We start from the raw sequence: 18,597 nt of genomic DNA, 5'->3' as shown, positions 1-18,597 counted from the left end.
CCGCGGTGCGCCGAAGCGGCGGCGCACCGCGGATCCGGTCAGCTCGCGACGGAGACCGACTCCGACTCCCACAACGCCTCGGGATCCAGGAGCAGTTCGGGCCGGGCCCGCTTGAACTCGGCGGCCAGCGCCTCGACATCGGGCAGCTCGCCGACGGACGCGGCGAAACCGCGGAACAGGGTCGAGCAGTACTCGCCCGACAGGAACGCGGCGTCCCAACTGCCGCCGGGACGCACCCACTGATAGGTGTGGTTGTGCAGGTTGAGGAACTGCAGGGTGGCCAGGTGCGGTTCGACCGCGCGGAAGCTCCCCTCCTCGACGGCCTCCGTGAGCAGGCCGGTGATCAGGTGCTCGAAGTCGGCACGCTGCCGCAGCACGATCTCCAGCTCCTTGCCGCTGAGGCTGCGGTAGTCGTGCTCGTAGACCCAGATGTGGTCGAGCCGGCGGAAGATGATCGTCAGCAGCGACTCGGACAGCAGCCGCAGCCGCAGCAGCGGCACCTCGTCGAGGGCCGCGATCTCCTTGGCGCGGGCCAGCAGCGGGCCGAGCACCCGCGACTGGATCTCGATCAGCAGGTTCTCCTTGGAGCCGATGTAGTAGTACAGGGCACCCTTGGCGAGCCCGACCGCGCGGCCCAGGTCGTTGATGGAGGTCGCCGCGTAGCCCTGTTGCGCGAACAGGGACGCCGCGGTGTCGATGATCTTCTGGCGTCTGACTTCGAAGCCCGGCCCATGACCCGGCGGTCGTGGCATGTCTTCTCTCCCCTGGCTGTGACGACGTGCGTGCTGTCCCGGGCCCGCACAGGCGCCGCGCTGCGGCACGCCTGGGGGAAGCGGCCCCGGGGACGTCGCTCTAGTTTGCTAGACCAAACGGTACATTAAAGCGAGGACCGTATGACTCAGGCATCGCACCACATCGGAACCGGCACCGGCACCGCACAGACGGACCAGCTCCTGGAGATGTACCGGCGGATGCGCCGTATCCGCCGCTTCGAGGAGCGCGCCTCCGACCTCTACAAGGCGACGGAGATCCCGGGCTTCCTGCATCTGTCGATCGGCCAGGAGGCGAGTGCCGTCGGCGCCTGCTGGCCGCTGGGCGCGCGCGACGGCATCACCTCCACGCACCGCGGCCACGGCCACGTCCTGGCGAAGGGCCTGGACTCGGCGTCGATGATGGCCGAGCTGATGGGCAAGGACGCGGGCACCTGTCACGGCCGCGGCGGCTCGATGCACATCGCGGACCCCGGTCTCGGGATCTACGGCGCGAACGGCATCGTCGGCGCGGGCCTCCCGATCGCCGCCGGGGTCGCCACCGCCGCGAAACTCCGCGCGGCCGGTGACGTGGTGGTGGCGTTCTTCGGGGACGGGGCGGTGGCCCAGGGCATGTTCCACGAGGCCGTGAACCTGGCCGCCGTATGGGATCTGCCGGTGGTCTTCCTCTGTGAGAACAACCACTACTCCGAGTTCTCCCCCGAGTCCGAGCAGCACCGCGCCCCGTTCTCCGCGCGCGCCGCCGGATACGGCATCGAGTACCAACACGTCGACGGCAACGACGTGTTGGCGGTGGCGCAGACCATGACAGGGCTGGTCGCGCGGCTGCGCGCGGGCGGCGGTCCGGTCCTGCTCGAAGCCGAGACCTACCGCTGGCACGGCCACTACGAGGGCGACCCCGAGCGCTACCGCCCCGCCGAGGAGGTCGCCGCCGCCAAGGAGCGCGACCCGCTGCTGATCGCCCGCCGGCAGCTCGACGCGGCGGCGGCCGACGCCGTGGACGAGGAGATCGACAAGGAGATCGAGGCGGCGATCGACTGGGCGAGGAGCCTGCCGGAGCCCGCCCCGGAGACCCTGCACGACTACGTCTCCGCGCCCCGCCTCGCCGTCGCCGAGCCCGCGCCACTCCCGGCCGACGCGGAGATCTTCCGGTCCATGGACGCCGTACGACTGGCCCTTGAGCATGAACTGACCGCCGATCCAAGCGTGTTCGTGGCCGGCATCGACGTCGGCGCGGGCGGCAACGTCTTCGGGCTCACCCGCGGACTCGCGCAGGCCTTCCCCGGCCGGGTGCGGGACACGCCGATCAGCGAGAGCGCCATCGTCGGTACGGCGGTGGGGGCGGCCATGGCCGGCATGAAGCCGGTGGTGGAGATCATGTACATGGACTTCATCGGGGTCTGCCTCGACATGCTCCTCAACCAGGCGGCCAAACTCCGCTTCATGACCGGCGGCCGGGCCTCCATGCCGCTGGTCGTCCGCACCCAGTTCGGCGCGGGCCGCTCCTCGGGCAGCCAGCACTCGCAGAGCCTGGAGGCCATCCTCGCGCACATCCCCGGCCTGACGGTGGTCATGCCGTCCAACCCCGCCGACACCTATGGCCTGTTGCGCGCCGCGATCCAGGACCCCAACCCGGTGGTCTTCGTGGAGAACCGGCTCCAGTACGGCCTCAAGGGCCCCAAGCCCCCGGCCGATCACCTGATCCCGCTGGGCAAGGCGAAGGTGATCCGCGAGGGCACCGACATCACCCTGGTCTCCTGGTCGCGGATGGTCCAGGACGGCCTGGCCGCCGCCGAGTTGCTCGCCGGGGAGGGCATCAGCGTCGAGGTGATCGACCTGCGCACGATCGCCCCGCTGGACCGCGAGACCGTCCTCGCCTCCCTCGCCAAGACCAACCGCCTGGTCATCGCGCACGAGGCGGTACGGGACTTCGGCGTCGGCGCCGAACTCTCCGCGATGGCCGTCGACGAGGGCTTCTGGCACCTGGACGCCCCGGTCACCCGCGTCGCCCCACCGTCCGTCCCGGCGCCGTACGCCCCCTCCTTGGAGCACGTCTGGCTGCCCTCACGGGACACGATCGCGGACACGCTGCGCAGGATCGCCGCGGTCTGATCCAGGTAGTCCTACGACGGGAAGGGCCCCCAGAGATTCTGGGGGCCCTTCCCGTCGTAGCGGCTGTCAGGCGGTCAGACGGTCGCGACCGGTGTCAGCGGACTGCCCTGCGTGCCCGGCAGGTTGAGCGGGGGCGCGGTGAGCAGGAAGCGGCTGCGGTCGTGCTCGCGCAGCCAGGCCGCCAGCTTCTCCAGGTACCACAACTCGCCGAGCGGGACGCCCAGTTTGAAGAGGCAGAGGTTGTGGATCGGGAGGAGCGAGTGCGGGGTGTTGTCCTCGGGGCCGACGCCCACGCCCTCGACGGCGTAGTTGTCCGAGATCAGCGCCGAGATCTGCGAGTCGGCGATCCACTCCAGCAGCGCCGGGTCGAACGCGTCGAGGTAGGAGGCCGTGGTGTGGATGCCCACCGGGTCCGGGTTCTTGCCCCAGCCCAGCACCGCGGTGTCGAAACCGGTGTGCAGGAGGAGCATGTCACCGGGCTCGACGACGATGTTGTCCGCCGCCATGATCTCCTGAAGGGTCTTCAGGTTGACCGGCTGCCAGGTGTTGCCCAGGTGGTGGGCGAGGTCGACCAGGACGCCCCGGCCCTGGACCCCGTGCTCCGCCATGTGCTCCAGGCCCAGGTGGCGGGCGAAGCCGAGGGTGCCGCTGCCGTCGCCCTTGGCGTCCTCCTGCGGTCCGACGATGTCGGTGTCGGCGCGGTAGCCGTTGTAGTAGACCGCCTCCTCGACGCCGTCACCGTCGGCGTCGAACTCCTGGCCCTGGTGGGCGAGTGCGTCCCACTGGGTCGAGTACTGGAGCCAGAGGGTCACCACGTCGTCGGACCAGACGTCCCTGAGGTGCGGCGAGAAGTGCTCCCGCGCCTTGATGTTGTAGAAGACGTCCTGCTTGTGCTCCAGGTCCTCGGTGGGCCGCAGGATCGGCGGGTAGCGCCGCTGGTTCAGCTCGCTCCCGCCCGGATAGTCGAGCGGCAGGCTCAGTGCGAAGCTGATCCCGTGCTCGACCTCGCGGACCCCCTGCAGAACCTTCTCGGGGGTGAGCAGGTTGATGCGGCCCAGTTCGTCGTCCTCGCCCCAATCGCCCCACGTAGAGCCCGGCGGACGCTGCTTCCAACGCTTCGTCATGATCACGCCTCCTTCGGCGACAGTCCCCGTTGACCAGCCGCCCGCATGTTATTTGTGATTGTACCGATCGGTCAACGAATCCGACGCACCCCCCTCCCTTTATCTTCGACTCATCAATAGACTGAGTGGTCGAAACACCCTGACCTTGGAGCGAAGAATGAGCGAATCCACACAGGCGTGGGTCGTGGCGGGCGTACGGGCCGTACTGGGCGCGCACACCCAGGCCCAGGACGCCGGCCGCACCGACGAGATCGCCGCGCTGTACACGCCCGACGCCGTCCTGGAGATACCGGGCATGGACCCGGTCGAGGGGCGCGACGGGATCCACGCGGCCTTCAAGGGATGGGAGCCGGTCCAGCCGCAGCTCCACCTGGTGACCAACACCGTCGTGACGTCCACGGGCGAGGACGAGGCGCGCTCCCTGAGCGACGTGGCCTTCCTCCAGCGCGGCGAGGCGGGCTGGGCGATCGGCGTGGTCGGGCACTACGACGACACCCTGCGCCGCCAGCCGGACGGCAGCTGGCTGCTGCACCGCAGGAAGACGACGTTCCAGGCGTAACAGCCGCCGACAGCAAGCCAGTTGACCTTCCTGACCTCGACCTTGGAGTGAGATGACCACCTCGATCGAACCGTCCGTCACGGCGGCCGTGCAGACCGCGATCGCCGCCTATGCCCAGGCCCTGGACGGCGACCGCCCCGACGACATCGCCGCCCTGTTCACCCCCGACGGCGTCGCCGAGATCACCGGCATGGCCAAGTTCGAGGGCCGGGAGGCGATCCGGCAGGGCTTCGCCGGCTTCGCGCCCCAGCGGCCACAACTGCACCTGGTGGCCAACACCGTCGTCACCTCCGCGACCGAGGACGAGGTGACCGCGACCAGCAACCTCGCGTTCTTCGGACGCGGCGAGGCCGGCTGGTCCGTGGAGCTGGTCGGGCGCTACGACGACGTCCTGCGCCGGCACGAGGGCGAGTGGCGCTTCCAGCAGCGCACCACGACCTTCCTGCCGTAGGCCATAGGCGCCGCAGACCATGGGCCGGTCGGCCGTGGAGACCCGGACGCCCGTGCCGCCCACGTCCAGGGCGGCACGGGCGTCCGGGCGTTCAGGCGTCCGGGCTCTCGGCCTTGGTGAGCACGAAGGTCGGGAACTCGTTCTGCTTGACGGTGTTGATGGCCTCCTGGAGCGCCCACCGGCCCGTCGGGTTGAGGAGCTGCTTGACCGGCTTGCCGGGGATGTTGCCGCCGTAGAAGTAGCTGCTCTCCAGGAAGGAGGACATCTTGCTGTTGTTCATGCTGTCCGTCCACTCCTCCTCGGCCGCCTCGGTGACCTCGACGATGTCGTAGCCGTGGTCGCGCGCGTGGACGATGGCGTCGTTGATGATCTCCACCTGGTCGCCGGCGTAGCGCGGGTTGTTGCCGGTCGCGCCGTGCGGGCCGCCGGGGAAGAAGAAGTTGGGGAAGCCGGCCGTCGCGACACCGAGGTAGGTGCGCGGGCCGTCCGACCAGTACTCCTTCAGCGACAGGCCCTGACGGCCCTGCACACCAAGCCTGTTGAGGGCGCCGGTGCCGAAGTCGTAGCCGGTGGCCCAGATGATGATGTCGAACTCCTCGACACCGTCGGCGGTTTCGATGCCGTCCTCGGTGATGCGGGTGATCGGCGTCGTGTTGATGTCGACGAGCGAGACGTTCGGCTTGTTGTACGTCTCGTAGTAGCCGGTGCCGAAGGGGGGCCGACGGCCGCCGTAGCCATGCCCCTTGGGGATCAACTTGTCGGCGGTCTCGGGGTCCTTGACGATGCTGCGGATCTTGTCGGCCATGAACGCGCACCACTCCGCGTTGACGGTCTCGTTCGACAGCATGTCCATGTAGTGCTCGGTGAGCTTGGTGAAGCCCGGGCCGTTCCACCGCTCCTCGTAGAACGCCTGACGGTCCTCCGGGCTGTCGTCGAGGCCGGAGCGCATGACGATCTGGTGCAGGAAGCCGCTGGGTGACGTGTTCAACGTGTCGCGGATGGACTCGTAGTTGGCCTTGAGCTCGGCCTGTTCCTCGGACGTGATCGGCGCGTTGTTGAGCGGCGTGAGCCAGTCCGCGTCCTTCTGATACACCGTCAACTGTGCTACGTCGTCGGCGATCGCGGAGATGATCTGCACCCCGCTGGAGCCGGTGCCGATCTGGGCGACCCGCTTGCCGGTGAAGTCGATGGGCGTCTTCGGCCAGCGCGAGGTGTGGTGCTGCTCGCCGCGGAAGTCCTCGCGGCCGGGGATGCCGGGGATGAACGGCACCGAGAGGTTGCCGGTGGCCGCGACGACGTAGCGGGCCCTGACCTCGGTGCCGTCACTGCCCCGGACGGTCCAGGTGCCGGAGGGCTCGTCGAAGACGGCCGAGGTCACCTTGACGCCGGTGCGGATGTCGCGCCGCAGGTCGAACCTGTCGACGACGTGGTTGAAGTAGCGCTCGATCTCGGGCTGGCCCGCGAACCGCTCCGACCACTCCCACTCCTCCCACAGCTCCTTGGAGAACAGGTAGCCGTAGGTGTAGCTCTCGGAGTCGAAGCGCGCCTCGGGGTAGCGGTTCCAGTACCAGGTGCCGCCCACACCCGTGCCCGCTTCGAGGAGCCGCACCGAGAAGCCCGCCTCGCGGGCGGTGTACAGCTGGTAGATGCCGGTGACGCCGGCCCCGATGACGAGGACGTCGACCCGGTCCTGGACCGCCGGCTTCGAAGTTTCGCTCATTTGCGCTCCATGGTGACTGGGGCTGCGGCTCCCACATGAGCCTGGTTTGATAGTTCGACCAGTCGGTCGAATATTCAGACCGAGACTAGATGAGGGACTTGGCCCGATCAATGGCGATGACGGAGAGAGCTTGGACCAGCCATATCCGCGACAGGCATTGATTGTACCGACCGTTTGATCTAACTTTCGTTTGGGACGAATGCAATCGCCTGCACCGGGAGTCGCGCATGAGCGCCGAAGACGTCAAGGAAACCACCGATCTGCGCGTCGCGGGGCTGAAGGCCCTCCGTGCCGCGCTGCCCGGGGTGGTTCCCGCGGAGGGCGACCTCGACATGCGGGACGGCAAGTTCGGCGAGGATCTCGTCGAGATCGGCCTCTCCACCGTGTGGGGCGCGCTGTGGGGCCGCGAGGGCCTGGCCCCGCGCGACCGCAGTCTGGTCACCGTCGGGATCCTCATCGCGCTCGGCGCCGAGACCGAGCTGAAGACCCATGTCCGGGTCGCCCTGACCAACGGGGTGACCAGGGACGAGCTGGCCGAGGTCATCTACCACTCCGCCGGGTACACCGGCTTCCCCAAGGCCGTGGCCGCCCGTACCGCGGCCCGCGAGGCCCTGGGCGAATAGCCGGACGAACCACCGGTGTCCGTACTTCGGCACCGCGCACGAGCGCAAGGGAGCGCACATGTCACTGCAGGGAAAGGTCGCAGTCGTCACCGGCGGCGGCCGGGGCATCGGCCAGGCGATCGCGAAGGTGCTCGCGGCCAGGGGCGCCGCGGTCGCGGTGTGGGACCTGAACAGCGAGGGCGCCGAGAAGACCGCGGCGGCCATCCAGGAGGCGGGCGGCACGGCGATCGCCGTCTCCGGCGACGCGGCCGAGGCCGGCGCCGTGGCCCGGGCCGCGGCCCGCACCCGTGAGGAACTCGGCCCCGTCACGGTCCTCGTCAACAACGCGGGCATCACCGCCTACGAGCCGTTCACGAACATCTCCGAGGCGTCCTGGGACCGCATGATCGCGATCAACCTCAAGGGTCCCTTCCTGGTGACCCAGGAGATCGTGCCCGACATGGTCGCGGCCGGCTGGGGCCGGATCGTCAACATCTCCTCGTCCTCCGCGCAGACCGGGGCGCCCGCGATGGCCCACTACGCGTCCTCCAAGGGCGGTGTCATCGGCCTCACCCGCGCCCTCGCGATCGAGTACATCGACAAGGGCATCACGGTGAACCACGTGCCGCCCGGTTTCATCGACACCCCCCTGGTCCGGCAGGGCCCCGTCGACGTGGACGCGGTCGCCGCGACCATGCCGATGAAGCGCGCCGGACAGCCGGAGGACGTCGCCTACGCGGTGGCCTACCTCGCCTCCGAAGAGGCCTCCTACGTCACTGGCCAGACCCTCAGCACCAACGGCGGACGCTACCTCGTGTGAGCACCCGCAAAGTACATCGCAACGACGCTGCAACGGAGCCGCACATGAGCATCGAGGACGACACCGGGGCCATGGCCCACGTGCTGGTGGTGGGCGCCTCCGCGTCCGGGCTGACCACGGTGGAGGCCCTCCGGCGCAAGGGGTACACGGGCCGGATCACGGTGCTCGGCGCCGAGCCGCACGCCCCGTACGACCGTCCGCCGCTGTCCAAGCAGATCCTCTCCGGCGCCTGGGACCCCGACCGGGCCGCGCTGCGCACCGAGGAGACGCTGACCGGCCTGGACACCGAGTTCGTGTACGGCGACCCGGCCGTCGCCCTCGACACGGGGTCCCGGACCGTGCGCACCGGGTCGGGACGCGAGTTGAGCGCCGACGCGATCGTGATCGCCACCGGGGTACGGCCCCGAGTGCTGCCCGGGCAGGGCGAGTTGGCCGGTGTGCATGTGCTGCGCACCCTCGACGACGCGCTCGCTCTGCGCACCGATCTGCTCGCCGGGTCACGCCTGGTCGTGGTCGGCGAAGGGGTCCTCGGCTCCGAAATCGCCGCCACGGCAAGGACGTTGGGCCTGGACGTCACCCTCGCCGGGCCGCTCACCGGACCGCTGGCCCTTCAGGTGGGCCCGCTGGTTTCGGGGCTGCTGGCGGAGCTGCACACCGAGCGGGGCGTGCGACTCCGGCTCGGGAACGGTGTCACAGGGTTCACCAGTGCCCAAGGCCGCGTCTCCGGCGTCGAGTTGAACACCGGTGAGGTGCTGCCCGCCGATGTGGTGGTGGTCGCGATCGGGGCCATTCCGGCGACGGAGTGGCTGGCCGACAGCGGGCTGGAACTCGACAACGGCGTGGTGTGCGACTCGCGTTGCCAGGCCGCGCCCGGGATCTACGCCGTCGGTGACGTGGCCCGCTGGCACCACGAGCAACTCGGCCGGCTGATCCGGCTGGAGAACCGGACGAACGCCACCGAGCAGGCCATGGCGGTCGCCGGCGCGATCCTCGGGGAGGACCGGCCCTACGAACCGGTGCCGTACTTCTGGACCGACCAGTTCGACGCCAAGCTCCAGGTGCACGGGTTCCTGCCGACCGATGCCGAAGTGGACGTCGTGGAGGGTGAGTTGACGGCCCGCCGGTTCGTCGCGCGCTACCGCAGCGGCGGCCGGGTCACCGGGATCCTCGGCTGGAACATGCCCAAGCAGGCCAGGCAGCGCCGTCAGGAGATCGTCGACTCGGTCTCCTCCCCCGCCCCCGTCTCCTCCCCGGCCCACTGAACGATCAGGAGAGTTGTCATGAAGGTTGTCGTCCACGAGGACAAATGCGTGGCCGCGGGACAGTGCGTGTCCGCCGCCATGGACGTGTTCGACCAGCGTGACGAGGACGGCATCGTCGTCCTGCTGAACGAGAACCCGCCCGCGGAACTGGCCGACGACGTGCGCAACGCCGCCGCGGTGTGCCCCGCGCTTGCCATCCGTATCGAGGAATAGAACGCCGCATCCTCCCCCCGTGCATCCCCCCACCCGAGGAGAACCCATGACTGAGGCCGAGACCCCCCTCGCTCCCGACGAGCAGGTGTACTTCTATCAGGACGACCGGGACGCGAAGTGCCCCTTCGCACCGCCTCCCGGGCTGCGTGCCCTGAACGAAAAGGCCCCGGTCACCCGGGCCCGCATCTGGGACGACAGCACCCCGTGGCTCGTCACCGGCCATGCCGCGCAGCGCGCGATCCTGTCCGACCCCCGGGCCAGCTCGGACGACAAGCAGCCCGGGTTCCCGTACCCGAACCACGTCATGTCGGTGTCCGCGCCCCACCACCCGCTCACGATCTTCAACGCGGACGGCGCCGACCACACACGCATCCGTCGCATGATGACCCGCCCGTTCACCCGCCCCCGGATGGAGGCACTCCGGCCGAAGATCCAGCAGTTCACCGACGAGCTCATCGACGAGATGCTCGCGGGCCCGAAGCCGGCGAACCTGGTGACCGCGCTGTCGCTGCCGCTGCCCTCGCTGATGATCTGCGCGCTGCTCGGTGTGCCGTACTCGGACCACGACTTCTTCCAGGAACACGCCCAGTGGGCCACCCGGAGCGACAAGACGGTCGAGCAGCAGGAGACGGCGAACGCGGCGCTGGGCGGCTATCTGGCCAAGCTCCTCCAGCAGAAGATGGAGGCGCCGGAGGAGGACGTGCTCTCGGACTTCGCCGCACGGATCAAGGACGGTGACCTCACCCTTCCCGAGGCCATCATGCTGTCCATGATCCTGCTGATCGCGGGTCACGAGACCAGCTCCAGCATGATCACGCTGGGTACCGCCCTGTTGCTGGAGAACCCCGAGCAGCTGGCGGCCCTGCGCGAGATCGACGACACGAAGGCCGTCGCGAACGCGGTCGACGAGATCCTGCGCTATCTGACCGTCCCGCAGCTCGGGCAGCGCCGGATCGCCTCCGAGGACTTCGAGTTCGAGGGTGTGCAGATCAAGGCGGGCGACGGCATCATCGCCGCGCTGCCCGCCGGGAACTGGGACCCGGAGGCCTTCCCCGAGCCGGAGAAGCTCGACCTCTCCCGCAAGGCGAACCACCATGTCGCCTTCGGCTGGGGCATCCACCAGTGCCTCGGCCAGCAGCTCGCCCGGATCGAGCTCCAGGTCGTCTACGGCACGCTCTTCCGGCGTGTCCCGACCCTGAGCCTCACCGTCGGCCTTGACGAGCTCGACTTCCGACCGGCCGACGCCCTCGCCTTCGGTATCAGCGAGCTGCCGGTCACCTGGTAGCACCCGCCGGACGGCGGCCGTCTCACACCCGCAGCACAACAGGAGTCACTCATGAGCGAGTTCAGCTTCGAAGGACGCGTCGCCGTCGTCACCGGCGCGGGCCGCGGCCTCGGCCGCGCCTACGCCCGTCTGCTGGCGGAGCGCGGGGCGAAGGTCGTCGTCAACGACCTGGGCGGGTCGATGGAGGGCGAGGGCTCCGACGCCGGACCCGCGCAGAAGGTCGTCGACGGGATCGCCGCCGCGGGCGGCCAGGCCGTCGCCGACACCCACGACGTGTCCACGCAGGCGGGCGGCGAGGCCATCATCGCCACCGCGATCGAGAACTTCGGCCGGATCGACGTCCTCGTCAACAACGCCGGGATCATCCGCTACGCGGGCCTGCCGGAAGTCGAACTCGACAACCTGGAACGGCACTTGTCCGTCCACCTCCTCGGTTCCTTCAACACGATGCGGGCCGCCTGGCCGCACTTCGTGGAGCAGGGCTACGGCCGGGTCGTACTGACCACCTCCAGCGGCATGTTCGGCATGGACAACAACCTGTCCTACGCCGCCGCGAAGGCGGGCACGGTCGGCATGGCGCGCAGCGCGAAGCTGGCCGGCGAGCCGCACAACATCAAGGTCAACCTGATCGCGCCGGCCGCGATGACCCGGATGGGCGGCGGCCCGGAGGAGGAGCCCGCCGAGACGCCGGAGGGCATGCCGTACATGCCGTCGTCCGCGGTCGCGCCGATGGTGGCCTACCTCGCGCACGAGAACTGCCCGGTCAACGGGGAGATCTACACGGCCGGCGCGGGCCGGTTCGCGCGGGTCTTCCTGGCCTCGACGGAGGGCTACGCGCACGAGGGGGGCGCGGCCTCCGTCGAGGACGTCGCGAAGAACTGGGACGCGATCAACGACGAGAAGGGGTACTACGTGCCCTCGGACACGATGGCGTGGTCCGGCTCGTTCCTGAAGCACCAGTTCGGCTAGAACGGGCCGGGAAGGCCCGTTCGGTTGATCCAGGCGGGGGGAGGCGGTGAGCCGCCCTGCCTCCCCCCGTCGACTCACGTCATCTCATGTCGTACGGCCCACGATCTGCCACTTCGACGGCAGCTCGATGCGGGCGCCGTCTTCCCTGAACTCGGTGGTGATCAGCGGCAGTTCGCCGCTCGCGACGACCGTGAGGCCGGCCGCGCGCAGGAGTTCGGGCACCTCGTCGTCGGCCACCTCGCCGGGGGCGATGCCGTGCCGGAGGACCGGGGCGAGTTTCGCGGGCGGTCCGGCCGGGTCCTGGGCCAGTTCGCCCAGGATCGGGCGGGCGGCCTCGGCGAGTTCGACGAGGAAGGCCTGGCCGCGCTCTCCGATCAGCGTGGCGATCCCGTCGACCAGCGGCTGCCGGTCGTCGGGCTCGACCTGGTGCAGTACGCCCCTCATGTAGACGTTGGCGTCGCCGAGTTCGGCGTGCAGGGCCTCGACCTCGGTCTTGTCGGCGGCGTCCAGCAGCCGGTAGGTGGCCTGCCCCGCCGGGTCCGCGAGCCGGGCGTGGTCGAGGGCCGCGGCGGACAGGTCGACGCCGACGACATGCGTGAACCGGTCGGCGAGGAACCGGGTCTGTGTGCCGTTGCCGCAGCCGAGGTCCACCATCCGGAGGCCGGGGTCGCGCAACTTCGGTTCGAACAGGGCGAGATGGAGGCCGACGGTCTGTGCCGCCGCCGCGTCCCAGAAGACGGCTCCCTGTCCGTCGGGCGCCTCGCGCCAGAAACCTTCCCAGGCCTCCCGGTACCGACTGGTCACGCTCATGCCCAACTCCCCAGGACGCAAGGCCGTTCCGCCGTAAGTGACGGTCCAGTACGGTCTATCGCGCCCCGGTCCCGCTCACAAGCACACGGCGCATTCCTTCACCGCTCATTCGACACGTGTACGCCGTTGTGCGCCCCTTGCGCCCCCTCGGTCGCGTGCGGTCGCGTGCGCTTCAGCGGCGGGGCAGGGTGAGTTCGAACCAGACGGTCTTGCCCGCGGTCGTACGGCTGGCGCCCCATTCGCGGGCGAGCGCGCCGACCACGTGCAGTCCGCGTCCGTACTCGTCGTCGGGGCCCGCGCTGAGCAGGGACGGCAGGGTGGGGTCGTCGTCGTCCACCTCGCACAGCAGGGTGTCGCCGCGCACCAGGCGCAGTTCGATCCGGCGGCCGTGGGAGTGCCGTACGGCGTTGGTGACCAGTTCGTCGGCCAACAGGGCGGCGGTGTCGGCGAGTTGGGCGAGGCCCCACTCGTGGAGCTGTTCGGTGACCGCCGCGCGGGCCCGGCCGGCCTGGGCCGGGTCGAGGGCGAGGCGCCACTCGGCGACGTCGTCCGGCTCGATGCCGTTGAGACGGGCCATCAGGAGCGCGACGTCGTCCTTGCGGCCACCGCGGGTGTTGAGGGTGCGGATGATGGTGTCGCAGGCGTCGTCCATGGACGCGGCCGGGTGCGCGGCCGACTCGCTCAGGGTCGCGAGTCCCACGCCGATGTCCTCGCCGCGTACCTCGACGAGTCCGTCGGTGCACATCACCAGCCGGTCGCCGGGCGCCACACGCACGCGGACCGCCTCGAAGGGCACCCCGCCGACGCCGATGGGCGCGCCGGTGGGCAGGTCGAGCAGTTCGCTGCGGCCGTCGTCGGCCCGCACGATCACCGGCGGGATGTGGCCCGCGTTGGCGATGTGGAGTTCGCCGGCGATCGGGTCGTAGATCACGTAGAGGCAGGTCGCGAGGTACGAGTCGCCGAGGCGCTGGGCCAGGTCGTCGAGGTTGCGCAGGAGTTGGGCGGGCGGCAGGTCCATGGCGGCCATCGTCTGCACGGCGGTGCGCAACTGGCCCATCATCGCCGCCGAGTTGAGGCCGTGGCCCATGACGTCGCCGACGACGAGCGCGGTGCGGGCGCCGGGCAGTTTCACCGAGTCGAACCAGTCGCCGCCGACGCGTCCCAGCAGCGTGCCGGGCAGATACCGGGTGGCGATGTCGCAGCCCGCCATGCGCGCCGGTATGTGCGGCAGCATGCTGTCCTGGAGGGTCTCGGCGACGGACTCCTGGTAGGTGTACATGCGCGCGTTGTCGAGCACGAGGCCTGCGCGCGCGGCGAGTTCGGCGCCGGTGACGCGGTCCATGTCGTTGAACTCGACGCGCTCCGGATGCCGCAGCAGGATCATGAAGCCGAGGACGACATTGCGTGCCTTGAGCGGGACGACCAGCATCGAGCGGCCGGTGATCAGCGGCCGGATGTCGCGCTTCTCGAACTGCGAGGCGATCATGTGCCCCATCTGTTCGCTGATGCGCGGCACGAGGACGGGTTCGCCGGTGGTCATGCACTGGAAGAACGGGGTGTGCGCCGGGAACGGCATGGCCTCGCCGACGGGTACGACGTCGTCCCAGCGGCCGGGTTCGTCGGTGTGCTCCAGGGCGACCCGGTGCCACATGGTGGTGGTGTCGGGCACACCGTCCGGGAACCCCTCGCCTGCGACGACCTGTTCGCGCAGATAGGTGCCGGCGACGTCGGTGAACTTGGGGACGACGGCCTTGCTGACCTCGACGATGGTCTGCGAGAGGTCGAGCGAGGTGCCGATGCGGCCGCTGACCTCGTTGAGGAACTCCAACCGCTCGCGTACAGCGACGAATTCGAGGTCCTCGCCCTCGTCGTCGGCCTCCTGGGGCACGGGCAGGCCCTCGGCGACCGCGAGGGCGGCCCGCTCGCGGCGCGCCTTGCGCTCGGCGCGGCGGGCGACGCCCCAGTCGGGGGTCACGGGCACCCGCTCGTTCTGGCTGAACTCCAGGACGGGATAGCCCAGTTCGAGGACCTGGGCGACGATGCGGGCGCTCTCGTCGACGCTCATGCTGGGCAGGATCTCGGGGAGCCTGCGGGCGAGTTCGTCGGCGCCGGGGAAGTCGGTGTGCAGGGCGAAGCCCGGGGCTATGCGCTCGAAGGCGACGTCCCCTTCGGGGAGGTCCTGGCGCAGACCGCCCGCGTCGGCGGCGAGCACGAGCAGCCGCTCCTGTCCGGGGCCGACCAGGGGGTACGCCCACCACAGGACGTCCACGCGATCGCTCTCCAGGACGGTGAGGCGGGCGCGGCCGGCGGCCGGGTAGGACAGCCGTCCGTCGAGGGAGGACTCCAGGTCGGGGCCGAGTCCGTCGTAGGCGGCGAACGCGCCGTAGGGGCTGGTCTCGTCCTCGTCGGGCAGGGCGCCGGAGACGGGGAGCAGGTCGAGGGCGGGCTGGCCGATCGCCTCTTCCCTGGTGGCGCCGAACAGGCGTCGGGCGCCGCGGCTCCAGTGCGAGACGAGGCCCTCGCGGTCGATGAGGATCACGGCGAGGGGGATACGGCCCGCCGCGGTATGTTCGGCCACGACGTCGTCCCCGGCCCCGCGGCCGGGAGGTGTCTCCCGCTCGGTGCCACGGTCCATGGCCCAGGCCCTCTCTCCCCACGGCTCCGCAAGATCTGTTCCGCCACTCACCACGCTACGGGGGCGGCCGGTGGCGATGTGTGGCATTCCTGGAATTGGTTCCGGCCGATCCGCACCGGCGTGCGCCTGCGCGCCCCTGGGGCGGGGGTTCAGTCCTCGTGGCCGAGTTGCAGATCGCGCTCGGTGCGTCCCCCGCCCGCCACTTGGAGCACGGTGGCCACGGGCGGGTACCCGGCGGCGATCACCGTGTACTCGCCGGAGGACAGGTCGATGAACCGGAAGGTGCCGTCGGGTCCGGTGGTGAGGGTGTCGACGACGTTGCCCGCCGCGTCGAGGAGCGTCACGCGCGCGTCCTCGACGGGGCTCCCCCACCCTCCGGGCGGGGGGACCCCCATCTCGCTACGCTCACCGCTCGCCCGGACGGTGCCGCGCAGCACGGCGCCGCCGGCGAGTTCGACGTCCTGGCGGGTCTCGCGGGACGCCTGGACGCTGACGGGGAGCGCGGCCGGGCGGAACGCGGGCGCGCTGGCGGCGAGGGTGTACTCGCCGGCCACCAACTCGCTGATCACATAGGTGCCTTCGCGTCCGCTGCGGGTGCTCGCGACGACCTCGCCGTGCACGTTGGTGAGCGTCACGGCGGCCTCCCGCACCGGGGTGCCGTCCGCGGTCAGCACGCTTCCGGTAAGGCGTCCGGCGCCGCCGAGGACGACGTCCAGTTCGACGGGCCGCTCCCCCACGGTCACGGACACCGCCTGCGGCTGGTGCCCGCCCGCCGCCGCGATCAGGACGTACGCCCCGGAGCCGGGCGTCGACAGCGCGTACCGCCCGTCCGCGCCGCTGGCGCCGCGCCCGATCTGCTGCCCGGAGACGTCGATGAGGGTGAGCGCGGCCCGGGGGACGACGGTCCCGTCCGGGTGCTGCACCGTGCCGCAGACGGGGATTCCGGCGGCGTACGACGAGCGAAGCGAGATGGGGGTCCCCCCGGCCGGAGGTCGGGGGAGGGCCTGCGGGATCGGGTGGTTGAGGGGCGCGGTCTCCGAGGTCTCGGCGGGGGCGTTGTGGGACACCAGTGGTCTCTCCTTGAGGAAGAAGGCGATGAGGAGGCCGAGGGCGAGCACCGGCACCAGGTAGAGGAAGATCCGGGGCATGGCGTCGGCGTAGGCCCGGATGTAGCTGTCGCGCAGCGCCGGGGGCAGCGTGTGGACGAGCTGCGGGGTGATGGACTCGGGGTCCGGAAGACCTGCACCCGCGCGCGTGGGGAGGCGTTCGCGCAGGGCGTCGGTGAGCCGGTCGGCGAAGAGGGTGCCGAAGATCGCGGCGCCGACGCTGCCGCCGATCTGCCGGAAGTAGTTGTTGGCGCTGGTGGCGGTGCCGAGGTCGGCGGGGCGTACGGAGTTCTGCACGGCGAGGACGAGGACGGGCATCACCATGCCGATGCCGGCGCCGAGGACGGCCATCCAGACGCTGTACTGGAGCCGGGAGGTGTCGACTTCGAGCCGGGACAGCAGCCACATGCCGAGGGTGGCCAGCGCGCTGCCGAGGACGGGGTAGATCTTGTAGCGGCCGGTGTGGCTGATGAGTTGGCCGGAGATGATCGACGCGCCGACGATGCCGCCCATCATGGGCAGCATCAGCAGTCCCGACTCGGTGGCGCTGGCCCCGTCGACCATCTGGAGGAAGGTCGGCAGATAGCTGGCGGCCCCGAACAGCGCGACGCCGATCACCAGGCCCACCAGGGCGGTGACGTTGAAGACGGCGTCCTTGAACAGCCGCAGCGGGATGAGGGGTTCGGGCGCGAAGCGCTCGGCGACGAGGAAGAGGACCGCGGCGGCCACGGCTCCCGCCCCGAGTCCGAGGATGACGTGCGAGCCCCAGGCGTACTCGGTCCCGCCCCAACTGGTCAGCAGCACCAGGCACGTTGACGCGGCGGCGAGCAGCAGCGCGCCGAGAAGGTCGAGACGCGCCTTCGCGGTCGGCTTCGGCAGTTTCAGTACGACGGTCACGACGGCGAACGTCACCACGCCGAAGGGCACGTTGACGTAGAAGCACCACCTCCAGGAGAGGTGGTCCGTGAAGTAGCCGCCGAGCAACGGGCCCGCGACCGAGGCGAGTCCGAAGGTGGCGCCGATCAGGCCCATGAAGCGGCCGCGCTCCCGGGGCGGCACGATGTCCGCGATGATCGCCTGCACGCCGATCATGAGTCCGCCGGCGCCGATGCCCTGCACCGCGCGGAACGCGATGAGTTGGTCCATGGACTGGGCGCGGCCCGCGAGCGCGGAGCCGATGACGAAGACGCCGATCGCGAACTGGAACACGCTCTTGCGGCCGAGGAGGTCGCCGAGTTTGCCGTAGACCGGCAGGCCGACCGTGGAGGTGAGGAGGTAGGCGGTGATCGCCCAGGACATCTTCTCCAGGCCGTGCAGTTCGCCGACGATCCTGGGGAGCGCGGTGGCGACGATCATCTGGTCGAGCGCGGCGAGGAGCAGGGCGAGCATCAGCCCGAGGAAGACCAACCGCACTCGGCGCGGGCTGAGTTCGGCCTTGTCGACGGGTGCGGGAACGGGTGTCTCCGGGGGTGCCGGGGCCTGTTCGTCCTGCACCAGAGTCGTCCCGCCCACGTACCGCTCCCCTCGTCGCGCCTGCCGCACAATTGCCGCTTTGAGCGACAACTGCGAGCAAGCGTGACGAGTTACGGCGTACGCCCGGCTCGAACGGAGATCCACCCGAACCGGTGAGGGACGCTGTCAGGGCGTCAACGCGCCCTGGGGGCTTGGCCCTTGGGGTCTACTTCTCGACCTCTGCGGCGAGCCTGTCGAGCACCAGGTCGTAGATCCGGCCGAGGCCCTTGGGGGCGAAGGTCCGCTCGAAGAAGCCGCCGATGCCGGTGGCACCGTTCCAGGTGCTGGTCACGACGACGCGGGACTTGCCCTCGCCGGCCGGGGTGACCCGCCAGGTGGTGACCATGGTGGAGTTGCGGTCCTTCTCGACCAGTTCGCCGTCGGTGGGCTCGCTGACCTCCAGGAGGCAGTCGCGGACGCGCTTGCTGGTGACCTGGAGCTTCCAGTGGACGAGGGTGCCCTCGCCGTCGCCGCCCTCGCGCACCTCGTACTCGCTGAACTGCTCGGGCAGCACCTTCGCGCGCGTGCCGCTGTAGTCGGCGAGGGCGTCGAAGACAGCCTCCGCGTCGGCTGCGACGACCCGCTCGGTAGTCGCCTCGACCTGCGCCATTGGGGTTCCTCCAGGACATGAGTTCTCGGGGTCGGGG

At 70.2% G+C, this 18,597-nt stretch carries 16 protein-coding genes; 9 read left to right on the top strand and 7 right to left on the bottom strand.

Going from position 1 to position 18,597, the window contains the following annotated elements:
• Positions 1-38: 38 nt before the first annotated feature.
• Positions 39-752 (bottom strand): TetR/AcrR family transcriptional regulator, encoded by a 714-nt coding sequence (locus tag ACIRRY_RS01085; protein WP_403966305.1) that lies wholly within the window; start codon positions 750-752, stop codon positions 39-41.
• Positions 753-893: 141 nt separating this feature from the next.
• Between ACIRRY_RS01085 and ACIRRY_RS01080 the strand changes: the two genes are divergently transcribed.
• Positions 894-2,882 carry a pyruvate dehydrogenase complex E1 component subunit beta gene (locus ACIRRY_RS01080; RefSeq protein WP_403966302.1) on the top strand — a complete coding sequence of 663 codons (1,989 nt, stop codon included), beginning with the start codon at positions 894-896 and terminating at the stop codon, positions 2,880-2,882.
• A 74-nt stretch (positions 2,883-2,956) separates the two neighbouring features.
• Here the strand turns inward: ACIRRY_RS01080 and ACIRRY_RS01075 are convergent, their stop codons facing one another.
• A complete protein-coding gene (locus ACIRRY_RS01075; RefSeq protein WP_403966300.1) occupies positions 2,957-4,006 on the bottom strand; it encodes a cyclase family protein in 1,050 nt (349 codons plus the stop codon).
• A 157-nt stretch (positions 4,007-4,163) separates the two neighbouring features.
• Here ACIRRY_RS01075 and ACIRRY_RS01070 point away from each other — a divergent pair, with 157 nt between their 5' ends.
• Together ACIRRY_RS01070 and ACIRRY_RS01065 are read left to right on the top strand one after the other, a co-directional pair.
• On the top strand, positions 4,164-4,565 hold the full coding sequence (locus ACIRRY_RS01070; protein ID WP_403966297.1) for a YybH family protein: 402 nt from the start codon (positions 4,164-4,166) through the stop codon (positions 4,563-4,565).
• A 52-nt stretch (positions 4,566-4,617) separates the two neighbouring features.
• Complete coding sequence (locus ACIRRY_RS01065) at positions 4,618-5,016, top strand: nuclear transport factor 2 family protein (protein WP_403966294.1); 399 nt, start codon at positions 4,618-4,620, stop codon at positions 5,014-5,016.
• 91 nt (positions 5,017-5,107) lie between these two features.
• Here ACIRRY_RS01065 and ACIRRY_RS01060 read toward each other — a convergent pair whose 3' ends face one another.
• The gene (locus ACIRRY_RS01060; protein ID WP_403966291.1) at positions 5,108-6,736 is read right to left on the bottom strand and encodes a flavin-containing monooxygenase; all 1,629 of its coding nucleotides are present in this window, start codon (positions 6,734-6,736) and stop codon (positions 5,108-5,110) included.
• A 227-nt stretch (positions 6,737-6,963) separates the two neighbouring features.
• On the opposite strand from ACIRRY_RS01060, the gene ACIRRY_RS01055 reads away from it, so the two are divergent.
• Genes ACIRRY_RS01055 through ACIRRY_RS01030 form a run of 6 tightly spaced genes read left to right on the top strand, consistent with a single transcriptional unit; the run spans position 6,964 to position 11,887 of the window.
• Positions 6,964-7,359 carry a carboxymuconolactone decarboxylase family protein gene (locus tag ACIRRY_RS01055; protein ID WP_403966288.1) on the top strand — a complete coding sequence of 132 codons (396 nt, stop codon included), beginning with the start codon at positions 6,964-6,966 and terminating at the stop codon, positions 7,357-7,359.
• A 58-nt stretch (positions 7,360-7,417) separates the two neighbouring features.
• Positions 7,418-8,158, top strand: a complete 741-nt coding sequence (locus tag ACIRRY_RS01050) for an SDR family NAD(P)-dependent oxidoreductase (RefSeq protein ID WP_403966285.1) — start codon at positions 7,418-7,420, stop codon at positions 8,156-8,158.
• A 44-nt stretch (positions 8,159-8,202) separates the two neighbouring features.
• Positions 8,203-9,420, top strand: a complete 1,218-nt coding sequence (locus tag ACIRRY_RS01045; protein WP_403966282.1) for an NAD(P)/FAD-dependent oxidoreductase — start codon at positions 8,203-8,205, stop codon at positions 9,418-9,420.
• Positions 9,421-9,438: 18 nt separating this feature from the next.
• Positions 9,439-9,633: a ferredoxin gene (locus ACIRRY_RS01040; RefSeq protein WP_403966279.1), complete on the top strand. Its 195-nt coding sequence runs from the start codon at positions 9,439-9,441 to the stop codon at positions 9,631-9,633.
• A gap of 46 nt (positions 9,634-9,679) precedes the next feature.
• Positions 9,680-10,918: a cytochrome P450 gene (locus ACIRRY_RS01035; RefSeq protein ID WP_403966276.1), complete on the top strand. Its 1,239-nt coding sequence runs from the start codon at positions 9,680-9,682 to the stop codon at positions 10,916-10,918.
• A 51-nt stretch (positions 10,919-10,969) separates the two neighbouring features.
• Positions 10,970-11,887 carry an SDR family NAD(P)-dependent oxidoreductase gene (locus ACIRRY_RS01030; protein WP_403966273.1) on the top strand — a complete coding sequence of 306 codons (918 nt, stop codon included), beginning with the start codon at positions 10,970-10,972 and terminating at the stop codon, positions 11,885-11,887.
• 84 nt (positions 11,888-11,971) lie between these two features.
• Here the strand turns inward: ACIRRY_RS01030 and ACIRRY_RS01025 are convergent, their stop codons facing one another.
• From ACIRRY_RS01025 to ACIRRY_RS01010, 4 genes are all read right to left on the bottom strand, one after another.
• Positions 11,972-12,697: a class I SAM-dependent methyltransferase gene (locus ACIRRY_RS01025; protein ID WP_403966270.1), complete on the bottom strand. Its 726-nt coding sequence runs from the start codon at positions 12,695-12,697 to the stop codon at positions 11,972-11,974.
• 172 nt (positions 12,698-12,869) lie between these two features.
• Positions 12,870-15,332, bottom strand: a complete 2,463-nt coding sequence (locus tag ACIRRY_RS01020; RefSeq protein WP_403966266.1) for a SpoIIE family protein phosphatase — start codon at positions 15,330-15,332, stop codon at positions 12,870-12,872.
• A 149-nt stretch (positions 15,333-15,481) separates the two neighbouring features.
• Positions 15,482-17,950 (bottom strand): MFS transporter, encoded by a 2,469-nt coding sequence (locus ACIRRY_RS01015; RefSeq protein WP_403966263.1) that lies wholly within the window; start codon positions 17,948-17,950, stop codon positions 15,482-15,484.
• A 166-nt stretch (positions 17,951-18,116) separates the two neighbouring features.
• A complete protein-coding gene (locus tag ACIRRY_RS01010; RefSeq protein ID WP_403966261.1) occupies positions 18,117-18,560 on the bottom strand; it encodes an SRPBCC family protein in 444 nt (147 codons plus the stop codon).
• Positions 18,561-18,597: the final 37 nt, after the last annotated feature.

The sequence above is a fragment of the Streptomyces sp. NPDC101776 genome, from assembly GCF_044766845.1.
Classification (GTDB): Bacteria; Actinomycetota; Actinomycetes; order Streptomycetales; family Streptomycetaceae; genus Streptomyces.
Note: the sequence above shows the minus strand (reverse complement) of the source record. Positions and strands in the feature narration are given on the sequence as shown.

Excerpts from the sequence above, each read along its gene's own strand:
- ACIRRY_RS01025 (WP_403966270.1), bottom strand. The coding sequence starts at position 12,697 with ATGAGCGTGACCAGTCGGTACCGGGAGGCCTGGGAAGGTTTCTGGCGC.
- ACIRRY_RS01010 (WP_403966261.1), bottom strand. The coding sequence starts at position 18,560 with ATGGCGCAGGTCGAGGCGACTACCGAGCGGGTCGTCGCAGCCGACGCG.
- ACIRRY_RS01020 (WP_403966266.1), bottom strand. The coding sequence starts at position 15,332 with ATGGACCGTGGCACCGAGCGGGAGACACCTCCCGGCCGCGGGGCCGGG.
- ACIRRY_RS01035 (WP_403966276.1), top strand. The coding sequence starts at position 9,680 with ATGACTGAGGCCGAGACCCCCCTCGCTCCCGACGAGCAGGTGTACTTC.
- ACIRRY_RS01055 (WP_403966288.1), top strand. The coding sequence starts at position 6,964 with ATGAGCGCCGAAGACGTCAAGGAAACCACCGATCTGCGCGTCGCGGGG.
- ACIRRY_RS01030 (WP_403966273.1), top strand. The coding sequence starts at position 10,970 with ATGAGCGAGTTCAGCTTCGAAGGACGCGTCGCCGTCGTCACCGGCGCG.
- ACIRRY_RS01060 (WP_403966291.1), bottom strand. The coding sequence starts at position 6,736 with ATGAGCGAAACTTCGAAGCCGGCGGTCCAGGACCGGGTCGACGTCCTC.
- ACIRRY_RS01045 (WP_403966282.1), top strand. The coding sequence starts at position 8,203 with ATGAGCATCGAGGACGACACCGGGGCCATGGCCCACGTGCTGGTGGTG.
- ACIRRY_RS01040 (WP_403966279.1), top strand. The coding sequence starts at position 9,439 with ATGAAGGTTGTCGTCCACGAGGACAAATGCGTGGCCGCGGGACAGTGC.
- ACIRRY_RS01080 (WP_403966302.1), top strand. The coding sequence starts at position 894 with ATGACTCAGGCATCGCACCACATCGGAACCGGCACCGGCACCGCACAG.
- ACIRRY_RS01070 (WP_403966297.1), top strand. The coding sequence starts at position 4,164 with ATGAGCGAATCCACACAGGCGTGGGTCGTGGCGGGCGTACGGGCCGTA.
- ACIRRY_RS01065 (WP_403966294.1), top strand. The coding sequence starts at position 4,618 with ATGACCACCTCGATCGAACCGTCCGTCACGGCGGCCGTGCAGACCGCG.
- ACIRRY_RS01085 (WP_403966305.1), bottom strand. The coding sequence starts at position 752 with ATGCCACGACCGCCGGGTCATGGGCCGGGCTTCGAAGTCAGACGCCAG.
- ACIRRY_RS01075 (WP_403966300.1), bottom strand. The coding sequence starts at position 4,006 with ATGACGAAGCGTTGGAAGCAGCGTCCGCCGGGCTCTACGTGGGGCGAT.
- ACIRRY_RS01050 (WP_403966285.1), top strand. The coding sequence starts at position 7,418 with ATGTCACTGCAGGGAAAGGTCGCAGTCGTCACCGGCGGCGGCCGGGGC.